Source organism: Streptomyces sp. Inha503 (genome assembly GCF_047215865.1).
Taxonomy (GTDB): domain Bacteria; phylum Actinomycetota; class Actinomycetes; order Streptomycetales; family Streptomycetaceae; genus Streptomyces; species Streptomyces lycopersici.
The window spans coordinates 6,990,607-7,010,560 of sequence record NZ_CP178360.1 but is presented as its reverse complement, the minus strand read 5'-3'; the positions used below and the strand labels follow the sequence as shown (position 1 = coordinate 7,010,560).

General features: G+C 72.7%; 14 protein-coding genes. 7 read left to right on the top strand and 7 right to left on the bottom strand.

Going from position 1 to position 19,954, the window contains the following annotated elements:
* The first annotated feature begins 322 nt into the window (after positions 1-322).
* The gene (gene trpS / locus ACJX2R_RS29430; RefSeq protein WP_413102617.1) at positions 323-1,342 is read left to right on the top strand and encodes a tryptophan--tRNA ligase; all 1,020 of its coding nucleotides are present in this window, start codon (positions 323-325) and stop codon (positions 1,340-1,342) included.
* Positions 1,343-1,424: 82 nt separating this feature from the next.
* Here trpS and proC read toward each other — a convergent pair whose 3' ends face one another.
* A complete protein-coding gene (gene proC, locus ACJX2R_RS29425; protein ID WP_413102616.1) occupies positions 1,425-2,234 on the bottom strand; it encodes a pyrroline-5-carboxylate reductase in 810 nt (269 codons plus the stop codon).
* A gap of 363 nt (positions 2,235-2,597) precedes the next feature.
* On the opposite strand from proC, the gene ACJX2R_RS29420 reads away from it, so the two are divergent.
* Positions 2,598-2,933 carry a hypothetical protein gene (locus ACJX2R_RS29420; protein WP_413102615.1) on the top strand — a complete coding sequence of 112 codons (336 nt, stop codon included), beginning with the start codon at positions 2,598-2,600 and terminating at the stop codon, positions 2,931-2,933.
* 178 nt (positions 2,934-3,111) lie between these two features.
* Positions 3,112-4,647, top strand: a complete 1,536-nt coding sequence (locus tag ACJX2R_RS29415; protein ID WP_413102614.1) for a SulP family inorganic anion transporter — start codon at positions 3,112-3,114, stop codon at positions 4,645-4,647.
* Positions 4,648-4,742: 95 nt separating this feature from the next.
* Here ACJX2R_RS29415 and ACJX2R_RS29410 read toward each other — a convergent pair whose 3' ends face one another.
* Complete coding sequence (locus ACJX2R_RS29410) at positions 4,743-5,075, bottom strand: SH3 domain-containing protein (protein WP_413102613.1); 333 nt, start codon at positions 5,073-5,075, stop codon at positions 4,743-4,745.
* 146 nt (positions 5,076-5,221) lie between these two features.
* Between ACJX2R_RS29410 and ACJX2R_RS29405 the strand changes: the two genes are divergently transcribed.
* Both ACJX2R_RS29405 and ACJX2R_RS29400 read left to right on the top strand, forming a co-directional pair.
* Positions 5,222-7,552, top strand: coding sequence for a protein kinase domain-containing protein (locus tag ACJX2R_RS29405; RefSeq protein WP_413102612.1), 2,331 nt, complete (start codon positions 5,222-5,224; stop codon positions 7,550-7,552).
* 75 nt (positions 7,553-7,627) lie between these two features.
* The gene (locus ACJX2R_RS29400) at positions 7,628-9,817 is read left to right on the top strand and encodes a protein kinase domain-containing protein (protein WP_413102611.1); all 2,190 of its coding nucleotides are present in this window, start codon (positions 7,628-7,630) and stop codon (positions 9,815-9,817) included.
* Between the two features lie 38 nt (positions 9,818-9,855).
* Here the strand turns inward: ACJX2R_RS29400 and ilvD are convergent, their stop codons facing one another.
* The 4 genes from ilvD to ACJX2R_RS29380 form a co-directional block, all read right to left on the bottom strand.
* On the bottom strand, positions 9,856-11,706 hold the full coding sequence (gene ilvD, locus ACJX2R_RS29395; RefSeq protein ID WP_413102610.1) for a dihydroxy-acid dehydratase: 1,851 nt from the start codon (positions 11,704-11,706) through the stop codon (positions 9,856-9,858).
* A 186-nt stretch (positions 11,707-11,892) separates the two neighbouring features.
* Complete coding sequence (locus tag ACJX2R_RS29390) at positions 11,893-12,522, bottom strand: TetR/AcrR family transcriptional regulator (protein WP_020869470.1); 630 nt, start codon at positions 12,520-12,522, stop codon at positions 11,893-11,895.
* Entirely contained in the window at positions 12,519-13,364 is an 846-nt protein-coding gene (locus ACJX2R_RS29385; RefSeq protein WP_413102609.1) for a sugar phosphate isomerase/epimerase family protein, read from the bottom strand. The genes ACJX2R_RS29390 and ACJX2R_RS29385 overlap by 4 nt, the downstream gene beginning before the upstream one ends.
* A gap of 96 nt (positions 13,365-13,460) precedes the next feature.
* On the bottom strand, positions 13,461-14,390 hold the full coding sequence (locus ACJX2R_RS29380; RefSeq protein ID WP_413102608.1) for a Ppx/GppA family phosphatase: 930 nt from the start codon (positions 14,388-14,390) through the stop codon (positions 13,461-13,463).
* 183 nt (positions 14,391-14,573) lie between these two features.
* Between ACJX2R_RS29380 and ACJX2R_RS29375 the strand changes: the two genes are divergently transcribed.
* Positions 14,574-15,557, top strand: coding sequence for a hypothetical protein (locus tag ACJX2R_RS29375; RefSeq protein WP_413102607.1), 984 nt, complete (start codon positions 14,574-14,576; stop codon positions 15,555-15,557).
* Positions 15,558-16,404: 847 nt separating this feature from the next.
* On the opposite strand, the gene ACJX2R_RS29370 is transcribed toward ACJX2R_RS29375, so the two are convergent.
* Positions 16,405-18,117, bottom strand: a complete 1,713-nt coding sequence (locus ACJX2R_RS29370) for a sigma-70 family RNA polymerase sigma factor (protein ID WP_413102606.1) — start codon at positions 18,115-18,117, stop codon at positions 16,405-16,407.
* Between the two features lie 190 nt (positions 18,118-18,307).
* Between ACJX2R_RS29370 and radA the strand changes: the two genes are divergently transcribed.
* The gene (gene radA / locus ACJX2R_RS29365; protein ID WP_413102605.1) at positions 18,308-19,732 is read left to right on the top strand and encodes a DNA repair protein RadA; all 1,425 of its coding nucleotides are present in this window, start codon (positions 18,308-18,310) and stop codon (positions 19,730-19,732) included.
* The last annotated feature ends 222 nt before the right edge of the window (positions 19,733-19,954 follow it).

Genomic DNA, 19,954 nt, shown 5'->3' with positions numbered 1-19,954 from the left:
GAGGGGCCGTGCAGTAGTGGTTTGCCGCCGGTGCGGCTCGATGGTTGTCTCGTTTCCCGGCAGGGCTCCGTGGCAACTCGGTGAACACTACACGACGCCCCGAGGACCATCAAACCCATGGCCGGACCCCCCGTCAGGGCGTACTGTCTATGGCATGACGAGCGCATGTGTTCACCCACGGTGGTGGGCCGCCTGACGGCGGCCGCCCCTTAACAAGCACATGCGCAACCACGGCCGCCGCTCCGGCGGCCGTTCGCGTTTCTCCTCCGCGAATCCCGGCCGACCGGGTCGGCGGTCCCGACACAGCGGGAGACGCGGAGAGATGACAGAGACGAAGACGGCACGGCGCCGGATCTTCAGTGGGATCAAACCGAGCGGCCATCTAACCCTCGGCAACTACCTCGGGGCTGTACGCCGGTGGGTCCAGGAGGATCAGCACCGCGCCGACGCGCTGTTCTGCGTCGTCGATCTGCATGCGCTCACGGTGGAGCACGATCCGGCGCGGGTGCGGCGACTGACCCGGCAGGCCGCCACGCTGCTGCTGGCCTCGGGGCTCGACCCCGAGCTCTGCACGCTGTTCGTCCAGAGCCATGTGGATGAGCACGCGCGGCTGTCCTATCTCATGGAGTGCACGGCCACCGACGGCGAGATGCGGCGGATGATCCAGTACAAGGAGAAGTCCGCGCGGGAGCGGGCGAGAGGGGGGAGCGTACGGCTGTCGCTGCTCACCTATCCGGCGCTGATGGCGGCCGACATCCTCGTCTACGGAACGCATGAGGTGCCGGTCGGCGAGGACCAGACGCAGCATGTGGAGCTGGCCCGGGATCTGGCGCAGCGGTTCAACCAGCGGTACGGACCGGTCTTCACCGTGCCCCGCGCCACCAATCCGCGGGTTTCGGCGCGGGTGATGGATCTACAGGATCCGACCTCGAAGATGGGGAAGTCGCACGCGGAGACGGCGGGCATCGTCTATCTGCTCGACGAGCCGGATGTGGTGCGGAAGAAGGTCATGCGGGCGGTCACGGACAGCGGCACCGAGGTGCGGTACGACCGGGCGGAGCAGCCGGGGGTGGCCAATCTGCTGGATGTTCTCGCCTCGTGCACCGATGGCAAGCCGGAGGTGCTGGCCGAGGAGTTCAGCTCGTACGGGGCGCTGAAGGGGGCCACGGCGGAGGCGATGCTGGAGGTGCTGCGTCCGCTTCAGGCCCGGCATGCCGAGCTGTGCGCCGACCCGTCGTATGTGGACGGGGTGCTGCGGGCCGGGGCCGAGCGGGCGCGTGGGCTGGCCCGGCCCCGGGTGGACGAGGCGTATGCGGCGGTGGGGCTGTTGCCGCCCGCCTGAGCGAAGCGGCTCTCCGTCAGGCGCTCCGTCAGGCTCAAGCGCTTCGCCAGACGCTTCGCCAGGCTCTCCGTCAGGCGCTTCGTCAGCTGTTGCCGGAGGCGAGCTCGCGGCTGCGGTCGCGGGCCGCCTCCAGCGCGGCGATCAACGCGGCGCGCACCCCGTGGCTCTCCAGTTCGCGGATGGCGTTGATGGTGGTGCCCGCCGGGGAGGTCACGGCCTCGCGCAGCTTGACCGGGTGCTGATCGCTGTCGCGCAGCATCACCGCCGCGCCGATGGCCGCCTGGACGATCAGGTCATGGGCCTTGTCGCGGGGCAGGCCCAGCAGGATGCCGGCGTCGGTCATCGCCTCGACGAGGAAGTAGAAGTAGGCCGGGCCGGAGCCGGAGAGCGCGGTCGCGGCGTCCTGCTGGGACTCGGGGACGCGCAGCGTCTTGCCGACGCCGCCGAAGATCGCCTCGGTGTGCGCGAGGTGCTCCTCGGTGGCGTGGCTGCCCGCCGAGATGACTGACATGGCCTCGTCGACCAGCGCCGGGGTGTTGGTCATGACCCGGACGACGGGGGTGCCGCCGGCCAGGCGTGCCTCGAAGAAGGAGGTGGGGATGCCGGCGGCGCCGGAGACGACCAGCCGGTCGGCGGGGACGTGCGGGGCGAGCTCATCGAGCAGGGCGCCCATGTCCTGCGGTTTGACGGTGAGGATGAGGGTGTCGGCGGCCTTGGCGGCCTCGGCGTTGGAGACGGCCTCGACGCCGTAGCGCGACCGGAGCTCCTCGGCGCGCTCGGGGCGGCGGGCCGTGACCAGCAGGTCGGACGGCGACCAGCCGCCTCGGATCATTCCGCTGAGAAGGGCTTCGCCGATCTTTCCCGTGCCGAGCACGGCGACCTTCTCCGTCATGGTGCGGCTCTCCTCATGCCTGTGCGGCTTGTGCGTGTGCTGCGTAGGTGTTGTTCTCAGCCATCCTCGCACGGGTGGCGCATTCCCCCTGGCTCTTATCGAATTATTATTCGTCGTTCGATGAATTAATTTTTACGCGCCACCCGGCGTGACGGGGAAGCGGCTTTGCGCCCGCGCCGACCAGGGCGCCCGGAAGGAAACAGTCCTGTTCGATGACTCCGAGTTCACAAGTTGGTTACATATCGACTTGCAAATGGTCACGGCCTCATGGACACAATAGGGCTCGGTGTCTATACGTACGGGAAGGGGGCGATGGTGAGGACGATCCGGCATACCGCCCACGCACTGGTTACAGCGGTTGCCGTGTTGCTTGCCCTCTTCATCGCGGCCGATTGTGCTTCCGCGCAGGTCATCCATCCCGAAACGGTCAGCGTCACCGCATCAGCCGATCCGCGGCCGACCACCGAATCATTGGTATCCGCGCACGGCGACCACGGAACCGAAGATTGCAAGGGGCTCCGCGGAAGGGCCCCGCTCACCGCTCCCACCCCGAGCGGCAAATACGGATGTGTGTGCGGTTGCGATGCCGGTGTTCCGGTGCCGCGTACCGCCATCTCAACCTCGGTCACCGGACGGCAAGCCGTTCCGGTGTCGAGATCGGGCGAACTGCCCGTCATCCTCCAGATCTTCCGCTGCTGAGAGCTACACCGCCGTAGCCCGGCGGTCCGTCTCACGCACTTCTCAACGCTTTTCTCGCGTCTCGCAGCAAGCGATCTCAACCGCCAGCGACCGATTCCATCGATCCCACTGACGTAGCGCTATGCCGTGCCCCCGCCTGCCCATGAGCCGGTGACGGGGCGCACTGGAGGCAACCCTCATGCGAAATCTCCTTGACCGATTCCGTGGTGCCGGAGGCACCTCAGGCTCATCCGGCGCCGGAACCTTCCGCGCCGACTTCACCGCTTCTCTCGTCGTCTTCCTGGTGGCCGTACCCCTGTGCGTGGGGGTGGCGGTCGCCTCCGGTGTACCGGCCGAGCTCGGCCTGATCACCGGCATCGTCGGCGGGCTGATCACCGGCTTTCTGCCGGGCAGCAGTTTGCAGGTGTCCGGCCCGGCCGCCGGTCTGACCGTGCTGGTCTACGAGGCCGTGGAGCAATACGGCGTCGCCGCGCTCGGCGTCCTCGTCCTCATCTCCGGACTGCTCCAGCTGGCCATGGGCGCGCTCGGCCTCGGCCGCTGGTTCCGGGCGATCTCCGTCGCCGTGGTGCAGGGCATGCTCGCGGGCATCGGCCTGGTGCTGATCGCCGGACAGCTCTACGCGCTCGCCGACGCCAAGGCCCCGAGCAGCGGGCTCGACAAGATCTTCAGCATTCCGGGGCTCATCGGGGATGTGGCCGGTTCCTCGGATGCCCTGAAGGCGGTCGCCGTGGGCGCCGGGACGATCGTCGTCCTGGTGCTGTGGCCGCGCTTCCGCCAGGGCGCCAAGGTGCTGCCCGCGCCGCTGGCCGCCGTCGCGCTCGCCACGGCCGCGACCGCGATCTTCGACCTGCCGATCGCGCGGGTCGAGGTCAAGGGTCTGCTGGACGCCATTCAGCCGCCCGGCGGCAGTGAGTTCCAGGCCCTCGCCGAGGTGGGCGTCATCGGCACCGTGCTCGCGTTCACGCTGATCGCCTCGGCCGAGAGCCTGTTCAGCGCCGCGGCCGTGGACCGGCTGCACGACGGTCCGCGCACCGACTACAACAAGGAGCTGATGGCGCAGGGCGCGGGCAACGCGGTGTGCGGTGTCCTCGGCGCGCTGCCGATGACCGCGGTGATCGTGCGGAGCGCGGCCAATGTGCAGGCCGGTGCGAAGACGAAGGCGTCGCGGGTGCTGCACGGGGTGTGGCTGCTGGTCTTCGCGGTGCTCTTCCCCTCGGCGCTGGGCGTCATCCCGGTGGCGACGCTCGCCGGTGTGCTGGTCCACTCCGGCTGGAAGCTGATCCCGACCAAGGACCTGGTGCCGCTGTGGAAGGCCCACCGGGGCGAGGCGATCATCCTGATCGTCACCGCCGGCGCGATCGTGGTCACCAATATGTTCGAGGGCGTGATCATCGGTCTGCTGATGGCCGTGGCCAAGACCGCCTGGGAGACCTCGCATGTGCATGTCGAGGTCACCGGGCGCGAGGACGACGCCGGTGCCGGCACCGGCGAGAAGCCCCTGCACGTCCGGGTGCGCGGCAACGCGACCTTCCTCCGGCTGCCCAAGCTGCTGGACGAGTTGGAGGGGCTGCCCCGTGAGCGCGAGGTGGAGCTCGACCTGACCGGGCTGCGCCATGTGGACCACGCCTGCGAGATGGCGCTGGCCACCTGGACCGAGCGGCACAACGCGGTGGTCAAGCGGGGCGCCGCCCTCGAGGAGGGGATCCCGGCGTAACCCCTATGGAGAGGGGAGACCCCCTTCCGTCGCCCGGCCCCCGGTGCCGCACTCGCGGTGCCGGGGGCCGTCCGCGCTCCGGCCGGGCTCGTGGATCAGCCGCAGGGCGCGGTGACGAAGCCGTCGCTGCCCGTCCTCACATACGCGTCGGAGACGTACTGGCCCGGGGCGATGTTGTCCCAGATGTCCGAGGTGCCGTACGGGCCCGAGACCTTCTGGCCGTGCCGCTGGCAGCGGATCGGGACCCGGCTGTTGTACGGCAGCACCTTCACGAGCCGGTAGTTGGTGCCGGGACCGCTGCGGACGTTCAGCTGGTAGCCGGGCGCGACCGGATAGGTGATCGCTCCGGCGGTGGTTTCCACCGTGTCCGTGGCGGTGTCCGTGGCGTCGGTGGTGGCTACGGCGTCCGCGGTCTCTTCGATGGCCATGGCGGCCCCTCCCCCGTTGAACTTCTTTCCGAAGTTGTGCACATGTCGTGTGAAGTGACACGACATGCGGAGGCTAACAAGGCTCGCACGTGCCATCGACTAGGCTCGCCGAGTCGCGGATGCGGCCGAATTCACGGGGGTGGGGCATGCCGCCGGTGCACAGAGCCGGGACGGGCCCGGAAGCGGAGGATCCGGAGTACGCCGGGCAGTACCAGCTCGAGGCGCGCCTCGGATCCGGTGGCATGGGCGTGGTCCATCTGGCCCGCTCGCACTCGGGGCGGCGGCTCGCGGTGAAGGTCGTCCATGCCGGGTTGGCCGAAGACCCCGAGTTCCGGGCCCGGTTCCGGCAGGAGGTGGCGGCCGCCCGGCGGGTCAGCGGCGCGTTCACGGCGCCCGTGGTGGATGCCGACCCGGAGGGGCCGAGGCCCTGGATGGCCACCCTCTACATCCCCGGCCCGACGCTCGCCGAACACGTCAAGCGGAGCGGGCCGTTGGCGCCGGACGAGATGGTGCGGCTGGCGGCGGGGCTTGCCGAGGCGCTGCGGGACATCCATCGGGCGGGCGTGGTGCACCGCGATCTCAAGCCGAGCAATGTGCTGCTCGCGGCGGACGGCCCGAAGGTCATCGACTTCGGTATCTCCCGGCCGTCCGACAGCGAACTGCGCACCGAGACGGGGCAGTTGATCGGCACCCCGCCGTTCATGGCGCCGGAGCAGTTCCAGCGGCCACGGGCGGTGGGACCGGCGGCGGACGTGTTCGCACTGGGATCGGTGCTGGTGCACGCGGCCACCGGGCGGGGGCCGTTCGAGTCCGAGAGCCCGTACATCGTGGCGTACCAGGTGGTGCACGACGAGGCGGATCTGGCGGGGGTGCCGGATGAGCTGCTGCCGCTGGTCCAGCGGTGTCTGGCCAAGAACCCCGAGGAACGTCCCACGCCGGACGCCCTGATGACGGTCCTGCGCGCGGTCCGCGGTCCCCAGCCGCCGGTGGCGCGCGGACCCGTTCCGCTGGTGCCGCAGCAGCGGACGCCGGAACCGCACTCGCTGCCGGGTGTGCGCTGGGGGCAGGACGACGGCGCCACGGATACGCATGTGAAGGCGGCCGCTGCCGCCCCCGCCGCCGAAACGGCGGCCCCCGGTACCGCGGATCCCGGCCCTGCGGATCCCGATACGCATGTGAAGGCGGCTCCCGAGCCGGAACCGGCCGCGGACCTGCCCGAGTCGGTGCCGAGCGAGCCCGTGGCGCGGCGCGGGGGGATCCGGCGGTGGGCCCTCTCCGGTCTCGCGGCCGTCGTACTGCTCGGCGCGGGCACGGTGGTCGCACTGCGCCCGTTCGACGGTACGGACTCCTCCGGCGGCGGCCGACCGCGGATCAGCGCGGCGACCGCCGAGGCGTGGCGCCCCTGGACGACCGGGCTGGACACCGGAAAGACCGCGGGCTCCGGGGCGCGGCCCGCGTTCTGCTCGTACGGAGCGGGCGCGCTGTACTGCGCCCGGCGCGGTGTCGAGACCGCCCGGGTCGATCCGGACGACGGCCGCGTGGTCTGGTCACGGCCGTCCGCGGCGGCGCGCCCCGGTGACGGCGCGACGATCTCCGCCCCGGTGGTCGCCGGCGGTCTGGTGCGGACGGTGTCCGCGGACGGCGGGCGGCTGCGGGCGCTCGACCCCACGACCCACCGCGTCCGCTGGACCCGCGATGTGTCCCGCTATCAGGGCGGGGTCTACTCCTCGGGCGACACGGTGCTGCTGGTCACGCCGGACGGCACGGTCACGGCGGTGAACGGGGCGACAGACAAGGAGCGTTGGAGCCATCGGCTGCCCGGCCACGCCCGGCCCGCCTTCTTCTCGTACGGCGACGGCCGCACCGCGTACGCCGTGACCACCGCGGGCGACGGCTCGCACACGCTGGTCACGGCCGTGGACACGGTGCGCGGTACGACGCGCTGGCACGCCTCGCTCAGCGGCAACCTCACCCCGGCCGGAAGCGGCCCCGATGGTGTGCTGCTGCTGACCGAGACGGACGCCCGGACCAGTACCACCGCCGTCGTGCGCTATGACCCGGAGCGGCGCGCGGCGCGGCGGGTCGCGCTGTCCGCGCCGGTGTCCGCGATCAGCGCGGTCACCAGCGGCGACCGGGTGTACGTACTGGGCACGGACGGCGGGTTGGTGGCCGTCGACACCGCGCGCGAGGGCTCGGCGGGGGCGCGGCTCTGGCGCCTTGAGACCTCGGTCTCCAACGCCTCGCCGCTGGTGGCGGCGGACGGCCGGCTGTACTTCTCGGCGGCGGACGGCCGGTTGCTGGCCGTGGATGCCCGGCGGGGCGAGGTGATCGGCGAGACCCGCTCGCGCGGGGGCGCGGCCGGTCAGGGCTTCCTGGATCTGATGCCCGCGCCGGTGGTGGCGGACGGCAAGGTGTTCGCGACGGCCCCGGACGGCACGGTCTTCGCCGTGGACGGGCGGAATCCGGCCGGTTGGTGAGCGGCGTCACGGGCCCCCGGCACGAGCCGGGCCTAGAGTGACCGCCGGATCGTGGGTCGGTGGGAGAAGACAGGGATGGCACTGCGCGCCGGGGACCCGGAGTCCATCGGAGGCTACGCACTCGAGCGGCGGCTCGGCCGTGGCGGGATGGGCACGGTGTATCTGGCCCGGTCGCCGTCGGGGCGGCGGCTGGCGCTGAAGGTGGTGCATCAGCAGTTCGCCGACGACGACGAGTTCCGGGTGCGGTTCCGCCAGGAGGTCGCGGCCGCCCGGCGGGTCAGCGGCGCGTTCACCGCGGCCGTCGTGGACGCGGACCCCGATGCCGTACTGCCGTGGATGGCGACCTCGTACGTCCCCGGCCGCACCCTCGCCGAGCGGGTCGCGGCGGGCGGTCCGCTGCGCGGCGCGGAGCTGCGGCGACTGGCGATCGGACTGGTCGAGGCGCTACGGGACATCCACCGGGCGGGGGTGGTGCACCGGGATCTGAAACCGGCCAACATCGTGCTGTCCGACGAGGGCCCCCGCGTCATCGACTTCGGCATCTCCCGGGCGGCCGACCACCAGACGCTGACCATGACGGGCCGGGTCATGGGCACGCCTCCGTTCATGTCGCCGGAGCAACTGCGCGATCCGCGCGAGGTCGGGCCGGAGTCCGATGTGTTCTCGCTGGCGACGGTGCTGGTGTACGCGGCGACCGGCCAGAGCCCGTTCGACGCGGACAGCCCCTATATGACCGCCTATCACGTGGTGTACGAGCCCCCGGCGCTGGACACGGTGACCGGGCCGCTGCGGGACGCGGTCGCCGACTGCCTGAGCAAGGAACCGCCCGCGCGGCCCGGTCTTGACGAGCTGCTGGAACGGCTGCGGACGCTGCCCGAGGACGACGGTGACGACCGTAAGGACGGTGACGACGACCGTAAGGACGTCACGGACGCGGACGGCGGCACCGGCGAGGGCGATGCCGCCGTGCCGACCGAAGTCGGCCGTGCGCCGGGCCGCGCCCATCTGACGCGCCGTCCCCTGGTGCTCGCGGCCGCGGCCGCGGGCCTGGTCGCCGCGATCGTGGGGACGATCGTCTTCCTCCGGTCCGGATCCGGTCCCGAGGGCGAGCCGGATGCCCGCCCCACCACCCGCTCGTCGGCGAACGGCTCGCTCCCGTCCGGCTGGCGCCCCTGGCATCGCACCCTCGCCGGGCCCGACACCGACATCGTGACCAGCGCCAATGGCGCTCCGCGCTCGGTCAGCGGGCCGACCGGCCGCCGCTGCCTGCCCTCGGGCACGGATCTGTACTGCGGCGGTTCCGGGATCGCCCTGACCCGGCTGGACGTCCGGGGGCGGGTGGCCTGGCACCGGTCGGCGAAGCCGAGCGAGCTGATCGGGGTGGCGGGCGGTCTCGTGCTGGGCACCGTGGAGAAGTCGGACGGCACGGCCCGGCTGGAGGGCTATCGCACCAGCGACGGTGAACGGGTCTGGCGGACCGACATCGGCAGCGCCTACCAGGGGGCGGTGTTCCAGCGGGGGGACCACCCGGCCGTGCTCACCCAGAGTTGGGACGAGGAGACGTTCCAGGCGGTGGACGTGCGCACCGGCCGCACGCTCTGGTCGCGCCGGGTCGGCCGCGGGCTGAGCTGCGGTCCGGATGTGGTGGCCGGACGCCCCCTCGCGGACTGCGGACCGCTGGAGGACCGGGGCGACCCGGCCGTCCCGAGCGGGCTCTACACCCTCTCCCCCACCACGGGAGCGCCCCGGCGGATCGGCACCCTCTACGTGGGCTCCTTCCTCGCCGAGCGCTCGGGCGAACTCCTCTATCTGGAGCAGCGCGAGCACGACACCGACGACTACACCGATCTGCTGTTCCTCGGCACGGACGGGGGGCGGCAGCGCCGGGTGAAGCTGCCCGCGGGGCTCTCCGCCCAGCAGATCACGCCTGCCCTGGTGGGCGACACGCTCTACTTCGTCCGGCAGAACGGCGAGGTCACCGCCGTCACCACGACCGGAAAGCGGCTGTGGAGCAAGGCGACGCAGGTGGAGTGGCTGGGCCCGCCCGTGGTGTCCGGGCGCCGGAACGCCCTGTATCTGGCCACCGCCGCGGGCCGGGTCATCGCGCTGGACCGCCGGGACGGCCGGGTGCTGTGGCGGACCAAGGCGCGTACGGATCCCGGTGGCATCCCCGCCGAGCTGACGCTGAGCGGGGACGCCCTCACCACGGTCTACGGATACGACAGCCTGGAGGCGTCCGGGATGGACGTCAGCCGGGGTGGCTGAGACGGAAGGACGTCAGCGGAGGGGGCTGCCGGGCGAGGTCAGCCCAGTTGGCTGATGTCGCGGACCGCGCCCTTGTCCGCGCTGGTGGCCATCGCCGCGTAGGCGCGCAGCGCGGTGGACACCTTGCGCTCGCGGTCCTTCGGGGCGTAGACGCCACCCAGCTCCTCGCGGCGGGCCGCCAACTCCTCCTCGCTCACCAGGAGTTCGATGGAGCGGGCCGGGATGTCGATACGGATCCGGTCGCCGTCCCGGACCAGGGCGATCGTGCCGCCGGACGCCGCCTCCGGTGAGGCGTGGCCGATGGAAAGGCCCGAGGTGCCGCCGGAGAAGCGGCCGTCGGTGACCAGCGCGCATGCCTTGCCCAGGCCCCGGCCCTTGAGGAAGGAGGTCGGGTAGAGCATCTCCTGCATCCCGGGGCCGCCCTTGGGGCCCTCGTAGCGGATGACGACCACGTCGCCCTCCTTGACCTGCTTGCCCAGGATCCGCTCGACGGCCTCCTCCTGGGATTCGCAGACCACGGCCGGGCCCTCGAAGGTCCAGATGGACTCGTCCACGCCCGCGGTCTTCACCACGCAGCCGTCGACGGCCAGATTGCCCTTGAGGACGGCGAGCCCGCCGTCCTTGGAGTAGGCGTGCTCCAGGTCGCGGATGCAGCCGCCGGCGGCGTCCGTGTCCAGGGAGTCCCAGCGCTCGGACTGCGAGAAGGCGGTGGCGGAGCGCTTGCAGCCGGGGGCCGCGTGCCACAGCTCGACGGCCTCGGCGGACGGCGAACCGCCGCGCACGTCCCAGGTCTTGAGCCAGTCGGCGAGCGAGGAGCTGTGCACGGAGTGGACGTCCTCGTTCAGCAGTCCGCCGCGGAACAGCTCGCCGAGGATCGCCGGGATGCCGCCCGCGCGGTGCACGTCCTCCATGTAGTACGTGCCGCCGGGGGCGACGTTCGGGGCGACCTTGGCCAGGCACGGCACCCGGCGGGAGACCTCGTCGATGTCCTTGAGGTCGTAGTCCAGACCGGCCTCCTGTGCGGCGGCCAGCAGATGCAGGATCGTGTTGGTCGAGCCGCCCATGGCGATGTCGAGCGCCATGGCGTTCTCGAAGGCGGCGCGGGAGCCGATGGAGCGCGGCAGAACCGTCTCGTCGTCCTGCTCGTAGTGGCGCTTGGTGATCTCCACGACCGTACGGCCCGCGGTCTCGTAGAGGGCCTTGCGGGCGGTGTGGGTGGCCAGCACCGAGCCGTTGCCCGGCAGGGAGAGGCCCATCGCCTCGGTCAGGCAGTTCATCGAGTTGGCGGTGAACATGCCGGAACAGGAGCCGCAGGTCGGACAGGCGTTGTTCTCGATGCGGAGGATGTCCTCGTCCGAGACGCTCTCGTTGACCGCGTCCGAGATCGCGTTGATCAGGTCCAGCTTGCGGACGGTGCCGTCGACGAGCGTGGCCCGGCCCGCCTCCATGGGGCCGCCGGAGACGAAGACGGTCGGGATGTTGAGCCGCATCGCGGCCATCAGCATCCCGGGGGTGATCTTGTCGCAGTTGGAGATGCAGATCAGCGCGTCCGCGCAGTGCGCCTCGACCATGTACTCCACGGAGTCGGCGATCAGGTCGCGGGAGGGGAGGCTGTAGAGCATCCCGCCGTGGCCCATGGCGATGCCGTCGTCCACGGCGATGGTGTTGAACTCGCGCGGAATGCCACCCGCCGCGTGGATCGCGTCGCTGACGATCCGGCCGACCGGCTGGAGGTGGGTGTGGCCGGGCACGAACTCGGTGAAGCTGTTGGCGACGGCGACGATCGGCTTGCCGAAGTCCTCGCGCGCTACGCCGGAAGCCTGCATAAGGGCGCGGGCGCCCGCCATGTTGCGGCCGTGGGTGACGGTGCGAGACCTCAGCTCGGGCACGGTGCTCGGCTCCCTCGTGATACGTGCGTTCTGCGGATCGGATCGGAGTCTTCTGAGCCTACGCCTGTGTCCATGGATCCGGATGGTCCGTCCGGATCCAGAGACGGCCGGGTCACTCAGCGGAACGGACCGATCAGCGCTCGGTCAGCGATCGGACCGTTCGCCCCCGGACGATACGGATTTCGATCAACTCTCGGTCAGATAGCGCTGGAGCGTGGGCCCCACCATCGCCACGATGTCGTCCGCCTCGGCCGAGGCCATCGGCTCCATCCGGATCACATACCGCAGCATCGCGATCCCGATCAGATGCCCGGCCGCGAGCTGGGCCCGGAACTCCGGGTTCGGGACGTCCAGCTCACCCGCCATCCGCACCAGCACCCGGCGCTCGATCATCCCGCGCAGAACCACGGCGGCGGTCTCGTTGGTCAGCGCCGAGCGCATCACGGCGAGCAGCGGCAGCCTGCTGACCGGGTTCTCCCAGATGCCGAACATATAGCGGGCCATCCGCTCGCCCGCGCCCTCCCGGCTGCCGTGCACCGCGTCCGGAACCCCCATGGCGGGGGCGAAGATCAGCTCGATGGCGGCCTCGAAGACCTGCTCCTTGGTGCCGAAGTAGTGGTGGACCAGCGCCGGATCCACCTCGGCGGCCTTGGCGATACCGCGGATCGAGGTCTTGTCGTAGCCGCGCTCGGCGAACTCGTTGCGCGCCGCGATCAGGATCCGGTCGCGGGCGGCGGGGCCGTCGGACGCGCTCGTACGGGCCGGGCGGCCGCGCTTGCGCGGGGGTGTGGCGGACCCGGATGCGGCGGCGGTCATGAACCGGGCACCGCCCTGCTCCGCCGGGTGGCCGAGGTCGGCGAGGCGAGGTGCAGCCTGGTGAAGGCCAGGGCCTCCGCGAGATCGGCCTCGCGCTCGGTCGTGGACATGGCACGCCGGGTGTTGACCTCGACGACCACATTGCCGTCGAAACCGCCGACCGCGAGCCGTTCCAGCAGCTCGGCGCAGGGCTGGGTGCCGCGCCCCGGCACCAGGTGCTCGTCCTTGTTGGAGCCCTGGCCGTCGGCGAGGTGGAGATGGGCCAGCCGGTCGCCCATGCGGTCCACCATCTCCAGCGCGTCCGTACGGGCGGTGGCGGTGTGCGACAGGTCGATCGTGAAGTGGCGGTAGTCGTCCTGGGTGACGTCCCAGCCCGGGGCGTACGCCAGCATCTCGCGGTCGCGATAGCGCCACGGGTACATGTTCTCGACCGCGAACCGCACATCGGTCTCGTCCGCCATCCGCCAGATTCCGCGGACGAACTCGCGGGCGTACGCCCGCTGCCATCGGAACGGCGGGTGGACCACGACGGTGGACGCGTCGAGCTTCTCGGCGGCCGCCCTCGCCCGCTGGAGCTTCACCCACGGGTCGGTCGACCAGACCCGCTGGGTGATCAGCAGACAGGGGGCGTGCACGGCGAGGATCGGCACCTGGTGGTAGTCCGAGAGCCGACGCAGCGCCTCGATGTCCTGGCTGACCGGATCGGTCCACACCATGACCTCGACGCCGTCGTAGCCCAGGCGTGCCGCGATCTCGAAGGCCGTCGCCGTCGACTCCGGATAGACCGAGGCTGTGGACAGCGCGACCTTCGCATCCGGGATGCGCACCACTGGCTCTGTCACGAGGGACAGCGTACGGCGGCTGCTCTCCGCAACCGAACCGCGGCGGCCTTCGCGGCTGAACGGCCGCCGCTTTCCGGCCCCGATCACGCTCGGTGGTCAGGTGGGCAGATGGTCCAGGCGCCGGAGGATCACGCCCTCGCGCAGCGCCCATGGGCAGATCTCCAGCTGCTCCACGTCGAACAGGTCCATCGCGGCCTCCGCCACCAGCGCCCCGGCCGTGAGCTGCCCGGCCCGGCCCTCGGAGACCCCGGGCAGTTCGGCCCGCTCCTGGGTGGACATGGCGGCCAGCTTCGGCACCCATTCCTCCAGCGCCCGGCGGGTGAGCCGGCGCTCCACGTACAGCCCCTCGGCGGAGCGCGCGGCGCCGGTGATCCTGGCCAGCTGCTTGAAGGTCTTGGAGGTGGCCACCACATGGTCCGGCGCCCCATGACGGCTGAAATCGCCGACGCTCCGGGCGATCTCGGCCCGCACATGGCGCCGCAGGGCCCGTACGTCCGCCGGGTCGGGCGGATCGCCGGGCAGCCAGGATCCGGTCAGCCGGCCGGCTCCGAGCGGCAGCGAAACCGCCGCGTCGGGCTCCTCGTCCATGCCGTACGCGATCTCCAGCGAACCGCCGCCGATGTCCAGGACCAGCAGCTTCCCCGCGGACCAGCCGAACCAGCGGCGGGCGGCCAGAAAGGTGAGCCGCGCCTCGTCCGCGCCGCTGAGCACCTGGAGCCGTACGCCGGTCTCCTCGGCGACCCGGGCCAGGACCTCATCGGCGTTGGACGCCTCGCGGACGGCGGAGGTCGCGAACGGCAGGACGTCCTCGACGCCCTTGTCCTCGGCCGCCTCCAGCGCCTCCCTGACCACCGCGATCAGGCGGTCGACGCCGTCGGGGCCGATGGCCCCGTGCCCGTCGAGGAGTTCGGCCAGCCGCAGCTCGGCCTTGTGCGAATGCGCGGGCAGCGGGCGCGCGCCGGGGTGGGCGTCCATCACGAGCAGATGAACCGTATTCGAACCCACGTCGAGGACACCGAGTCTCATAACGTGAACGCTACTGCTCCCACCTCGGTGTCATGCACAGGTCCCCCGCGAACTCGCACGTGAACCGCGCCTGAACCGCGTCTGCGCCGCGTCTGCGCCGCGTCTGCGCCGTGTCTGCGCCGCGCCGGGGACGTACGCGGTCCCCACCTCCGGGTTTTCGCCGAAGGCGCCTACCCTTGCACCGTGGCAAAGACGAAAAAGGCGAAGCAGGACAAACGCCGGAAGGCCGCCCTGGAGTGGGCGGCCGGGGAGCCGATGCCGTCCGGGGCGGAGCCCGAGGCGGGGTCCGGGGCCGAGTCCGGAGCCGAGGGCGTCGGGGGCGCCCCCAGCGCCGAGGACGAGGTCGGCCTGGACTTCGCCCGCGCATGGGTCGAATTCCCCGATCCGGCCGACGACGAGCAGCTCTTCCGATGCGATCTGACCTGGCTGACCTCCAAGTGGACCTGCATCTTCGGCCGGGGCTGCCAGGGCATCCAGGCGGGGCGGGCCAGCGACGGCTGCTGCACGCTGGGCGCGCACTTCTCCGATGAGGACGACGAGGCGCGGGTCGGACGTCATATGGCCCGGCTGACCCCGGAGATCTGGCAGTTCCACGACGAGGGGCACGCCTCGGGGTGGGTTCAGGAGGACGACGACGGCGAGCGGCAGACCCGGCGCCACAAGGGCTCGTGCATCTTCCAGAACCGGCCGGGCTTCGCGGGCGGCGCGGGCTGCGCGCTGCACATCCTGGCGCTGCGGGAGGGGCGCGAGCCCCTGGAGACCAAGCCGGATGTGTGCTGGCAACTGCCGGTGCGCCGGTCCTACGACTGGATCGACCGGCCGGACGACAGCCGGGTGCTGCGGATCACCATCGGCGAGTACGACCGGCGCGGCTGGGGGCCGGGCGGCCACGATCTGCACTGGTGGTGCACCTCTGCCACCTCGGCGCACGGGGCCGGGGAGCCGGTGTTCCGGTCGTACCGGCCGGAGCTCACGGAGCTGATGGGCAAGGCCGGGTACGACCGGCTGGCCGAGCTGTGCGAGCGGCGCATGGCGTCGTCGCTGCCGCTGCTGGCACCGCATCCGGCGGACCCGGTTGTTCCGGTGGATGTTCCGGTGGATCCGGCAGGCCCGGACGTTCCGGTGGACCTGGCCGATCCGGCGGACCCGGCGGATCCGGCCGGCTGACGCGGCTGTGCCGATGTCATGGGCGGGCCCGTGGTGCCCGCCGCAGGCATCACGACCCGGCGCGTCTGTGGGGTGTCCGGCGGGCCACGCGGCGGAGCCGCATATCGACACTTTCCCCTCCCCGCCCCTTCCCGTAACCAAGGGGCTCCGCCCCCTGGACCCCAGGTCTGGGCCGCAGCCCTGGCCCGAGGCCCAGGGCGCAACCCCGATCTCAGGGCCCAGGGCACAACCCCGGCCGGGCTTGGGGCGCAGCCCCATCCGGGGGCTGGGGCCGAGCCCCGTCCGGGGTTTGGGGCGGAGCCCCATCCGGGGGCTGGGGCCGAGCCCCGTCCAGGGTTTGGGGCGGAGCCCCATCCGGGGGCTGGGGCCGAGCCCCGTCCAGGGACTGGGGCGGAACCCCCGCCCGGGGGCTGGAGCGGAACCCCGTCCAGGGACTGGGGCGGAACCCCCGCCCGGGGGCTGGAGCGGAACCCCCGCCCGGGGCTGGAGCGGAACCCCGTCCAGGGTTTGGAGCGAAGCCCCGCTTGGGGGCTGGAGCGGAACCCCGTCCAGGGTTTGGGGCGGAACCCCGCCCGGGGGCTGGAGCAGAACCCCGCCCGGGGGCTGGGGTGGGGACCCGCCCGGGGTTTGGGGCGGAGCCCCATCCGGGGTTTGGAACGGGGACCCCGCCCGGGGGCTGGAGCGGGGACCCCACCCAGAGGCTGGAGCGGGGACCCGCCCAGGGACTGGAGCGGGGACCCGGCCGGGGGCTGGGGCGGGGACCCGGATTCGGGTAGGGGCGGGGAGGGGAGTAGTCCGCCGCGGGGGCCACTGCCGACGCGTCCGGTCCGCCCAACGGCGCATCGCGTCAGCGCCTCGCGGCGGGCGAACCGGATGGCGTCGGCGGCGGGTCGCTCGGGGACGGGGTCGGCTGGTCGGAGGGGGCCGTGGGGCTGGGCGTGGGGTCGGGGGGCGTACCCCGGCCCTCGATCAGCACCACCGCGCCCGCCGGGTCCACCGAGACCCGCGCGCTCCAGTGCCCGGCCGGCTCCCGGCCGTGGTCCACCGAGACCGTGATGGTCGTGGAGTCGCCGGGCCGCAGCACCCCGGCCGGGTGGTTCAGCTGGAGCCAGGGCGCCCCGGCGGAGGCCGACCAGTGCACCGGTGAGCCACCGGACGCGGTGAGAGTGACGATCGTCACATCGCCCTCGGGGTGGGCCGTGACCGTGAGCCGCCCCGGCCCTGGCGCGGGCCGGGAAGGTCCGGAGGCGTCCCCGGGGCGGCCGCCACCGGCCGGGGAGCCGTCCGGGCGGGACGCCTCGCCGCGCTTGTGCCCCGGGCGCTCCACCACACCGTCCGCGTCGATCACCTCGACCGACACATCCGACGCCCCACGGCCCGCCTTGGCGCCGCGCGGGCCGGAGCCGACCCGCGTGCCGGAACGGTCCTGCGCACCGCCGGTCTGCTCGTACGAGCGCCGGGCGGGCCGGTCCTGACCGGCCGGGGCCTGGTCCACGCCGTCCGCGTCGGCGGCGGCCACCGAGTCCGTGTCGCGCTCGTCAGCGGCGAGCGGGGCGCCCCGGTAGGCGGCCCACAGGGCGAGCACCGGGGCCGCCACGACCGTGGCGACCACCGTCGTGGTCATCACGCGGCTGCGCATCCGGCTGCGGCGGGCGGCCCGGTCCTGGGGCTCCAGCGGAAAGCCGCGCCGGTCGAACCGGGGCCCGGCGCCCGCGCGGGCGGGCCGTCCGCCCAGCGCGCCCAGCAGCGCGGCGTGCACGGCGGCGCGGGGGGCCTCCAGCACCGGCAGCGCGGCGGGCGCCGCCGCCGTACCGGGCCAGGGCCCGTCGGCCGTGGCGCGCTCGGCCATCCGGCGGCACTCGCGGCAGTCGTCCACATGGCGCACCAGCTCACGGCGGAGGGCGGCGGAGAGCAGCACCTGGGTGTCGCCCGCGAGCCGCGCGACCACCGGGCAGTGGCCGAGCTCGACGACGGCGAGCGCGGCGCGGGTCCGCTCCACCTCGCAGGCGGCGCTGGAGAGCAGGGCGCGGGTCTCCTCCTGGTCCTTGCCGAGCACGGCCGCCACCTCGGAGGGGCCCAGCCGGTGGCGCACCGCGAGCTCGAGCGCCTCGCGCTGCTCGGCGGAGGTCCCGGCGGCCTCCGGCCAGGCCAGCGCGGCCAGTTCGCGGCGGCGCTGGGCGGCGATGGGCTCGGGCAGCTCGGCCGCGGTGCCGTCGCCCGGGGTGTCCGTCCCCGTACGGCCGCGGCGCTCGGCCAGTTTGCGCAGACAGGCCCAGCGGGCGACCGCGTAGAGCCACGGGCGGGACAGCTCGCCCTCCGCGGTGACCCGGCCCCGCCCCCGGCCGGTGCGGCGCTCGGCCACCGCCAGTACGTCGCCCACCGCGACGGCCGCGGCGTCGTGCTCGCACAGGGCCGACAGGCAGTACGTGAACAGGCCGTCCAGGTACGGCTCGTAGCGTTCCGGGGGCCGCTGGGGGCGGGTGCTGGTGGAGCGGGGCGCACGGCGCCGCGCCCGCTGTGCGCCGGTGGTCTGTGTCGAGTGCTCGGACCTGCTGCTCATCACCCGGCGACGGTAGGCGGATGATGCAGACTTCCTCGCGCCACTTGCGCTGTTTTAACCCTTACGGGTGACCATCTCCCTCATAAGGGGACAGGTGTCCCCCTCCGGTGGCCACAACCTGATATGCGCCCGGCCTGCTACGCGCCCGGCGCGGTTCGGCTCTGTCGGTGGGCGACGCTAGCGTTACGGCATGGCTGCCCGTAGCTCCTCCCGCTCATCCGCCAAGGACCGGCCCTCCTACCGCTGTACGGAGTGCGGCTGGACCACCGCCAAGTGGCTCGGCCGCTGCCCGGAGTGCCAGGCGTGGGGCACCGTCGAGGAGTACGGGGCGCCCGCGGTGCGCACCACCGCACCCGGCCGGGTCACCTCGGCCGCCCTGCCCATCGGCCAGGTGGACGGCCGTCAGGCGACCGCGCGGGGCACGGGCGTGGACGAGCTGGACCGGGTGCTCGGCGGCGGGCTGGTCCCGGGCGCGGTCGTGCTGCTCGCCGGGGAGCCCGGGGTCGGCAAGTCCACGCTGCTGCTTGACGTGGCGGCCAAGGCCGCCTCCGAGGAGCACCGCACGCTCTACATCACCGGTGAGGAGTCGGCGAGCCAGGTGCGGCTGCGCGCCGACCGCATCGGCGCGCTGAGCGAGCACCTCTACCTCGCCGCCGAGACCGACCTCTCCGCGGTCCTCGGCCACCTCGACTCGGTCAAGCCCTCGCTGCTCGTCCTGGACTCGGTGCAGACCGTCGCCTCGCCCGAGATCGACGGCGCGCCGGGCGGGATGGCGCAGGTGCGCGAGGTGGCCGGGGCGCTGATCCGCGCGTCCAAGGAGCGCGGGATGTCCACGCTGCTAGTGGGGCATGTCACCAAGGACGGCGCCATCGCCGGCCCCCGGCTGCTGGAGCATCTGGTCGATGTCGTACTGCACTTCGAGGGCGACCGGCACGCCCGGCTGCGGCTGGTGCGCGGGGTGAAGAACCGCTACGGGGCGACGGACGAGGTCGGCTGCTTCGAGCTGCACGACGAGGGCATCACCGGGCTCGCCGACCCCTCCGGCCTGTTCCTCACCCGCCGCGACGAGCCGGTGCCGGGCACGTGTCTGACGGTCACCCTGGAGGGCCGCCGGCCGCTGGTGGCCGAGGTGCAGGCGCTCACCGTGGACTCCCAGATCCCCTCGCCGCGCCGCACCACCTCCGGTCTGGAGACCTCCCGGGTCTCGATGATGCTGGCCGTGCTGGAGCAGCGCGGCCGGATCAGCGCGCTGGGCAAGCGGGACATCTACAGCGCCACGGTGGGCGGCGTGAAGCTGTCCGAGCCCGCCGCTGACCTCGCCGTGGCGCTCGCGCTGGCCAGCGCCGCCAGTGACACCCCGCTGCCGAAGAACCTGGTGGCGATCGGCGAGGTCGGGCTCGCGGGCGAGGTCCGGCGGGTCACCGGGGTGCAGCGGCGGCTGGCGGAGGCGGCCCGGCTCGGCTTCACCCACGCCCTGGTGCCGGGCGACCCGGGCCGGATCCCGGACGGGATGCGGGTGCTGGAGGTCGCGGACATCGGAGACGCGCTGCGGGTGCTGCCGCGGCGCCGGGAGCGGGGTGAGAAGGCACGGGTGGAGGCGGACGACCGGAGCTGACATGGTGGACGACCGGGCTGACACATGGCGGGCGACCGGGCTGACATGGTGGGCGAGGCGTCACCGGAGCGGTGCCGGAAGCATGGCCGAGTGCGCTGGTGAGGGCGTACGGCAGGGGTCGGTGAGCCGGGTGGCGCACGGCCCGGGGAGAGACGCGCTCCGCTGCGCGCCTACGGGCGTACGCCGGGAGACCCCACGGGAGGCCGGTGGCCGCCGGTAGAC

What these genes read in the sequence shown, in the direction of transcription:
- ACJX2R_RS29405 (WP_413102612.1), top strand. Translation starts at nt 5,222, where the DNA reads ATGCCGCCGGTGCACAGAGCCGGGACGGGCCCGGAAGCGGAGGATCCG.
- radA (WP_413102605.1), top strand. Translation starts at nt 18,308, where the DNA reads ATGGCTGCCCGTAGCTCCTCCCGCTCATCCGCCAAGGACCGGCCCTCC.
- ACJX2R_RS29410 (WP_413102613.1), bottom strand. Translation starts at nt 5,075, where the DNA reads ATGGCCATCGAAGAGACCGCGGACGCCGTAGCCACCACCGACGCCACG.
- ACJX2R_RS29400 (WP_413102611.1), top strand. Translation starts at nt 7,628, where the DNA reads ATGGCACTGCGCGCCGGGGACCCGGAGTCCATCGGAGGCTACGCACTC.
- trpS (WP_413102617.1), top strand. Translation starts at nt 323, where the DNA reads ATGACAGAGACGAAGACGGCACGGCGCCGGATCTTCAGTGGGATCAAA.
- ACJX2R_RS29390 (WP_020869470.1), bottom strand. Translation starts at nt 12,522, where the DNA reads ATGACCGCCGCCGCATCCGGGTCCGCCACACCCCCGCGCAAGCGCGGC.
- ACJX2R_RS29380 (WP_413102608.1), bottom strand. Translation starts at nt 14,390, where the DNA reads ATGAGACTCGGTGTCCTCGACGTGGGTTCGAATACGGTTCATCTGCTC.
- proC (WP_413102616.1), bottom strand. Translation starts at nt 2,234, where the DNA reads ATGACGGAGAAGGTCGCCGTGCTCGGCACGGGAAAGATCGGCGAAGCC.
- ACJX2R_RS29415 (WP_413102614.1), top strand. Translation starts at nt 3,112, where the DNA reads ATGCGAAATCTCCTTGACCGATTCCGTGGTGCCGGAGGCACCTCAGGC.
- ACJX2R_RS29370 (WP_413102606.1), bottom strand. Translation starts at nt 18,117, where the DNA reads ATGAGCAGCAGGTCCGAGCACTCGACACAGACCACCGGCGCACAGCGG.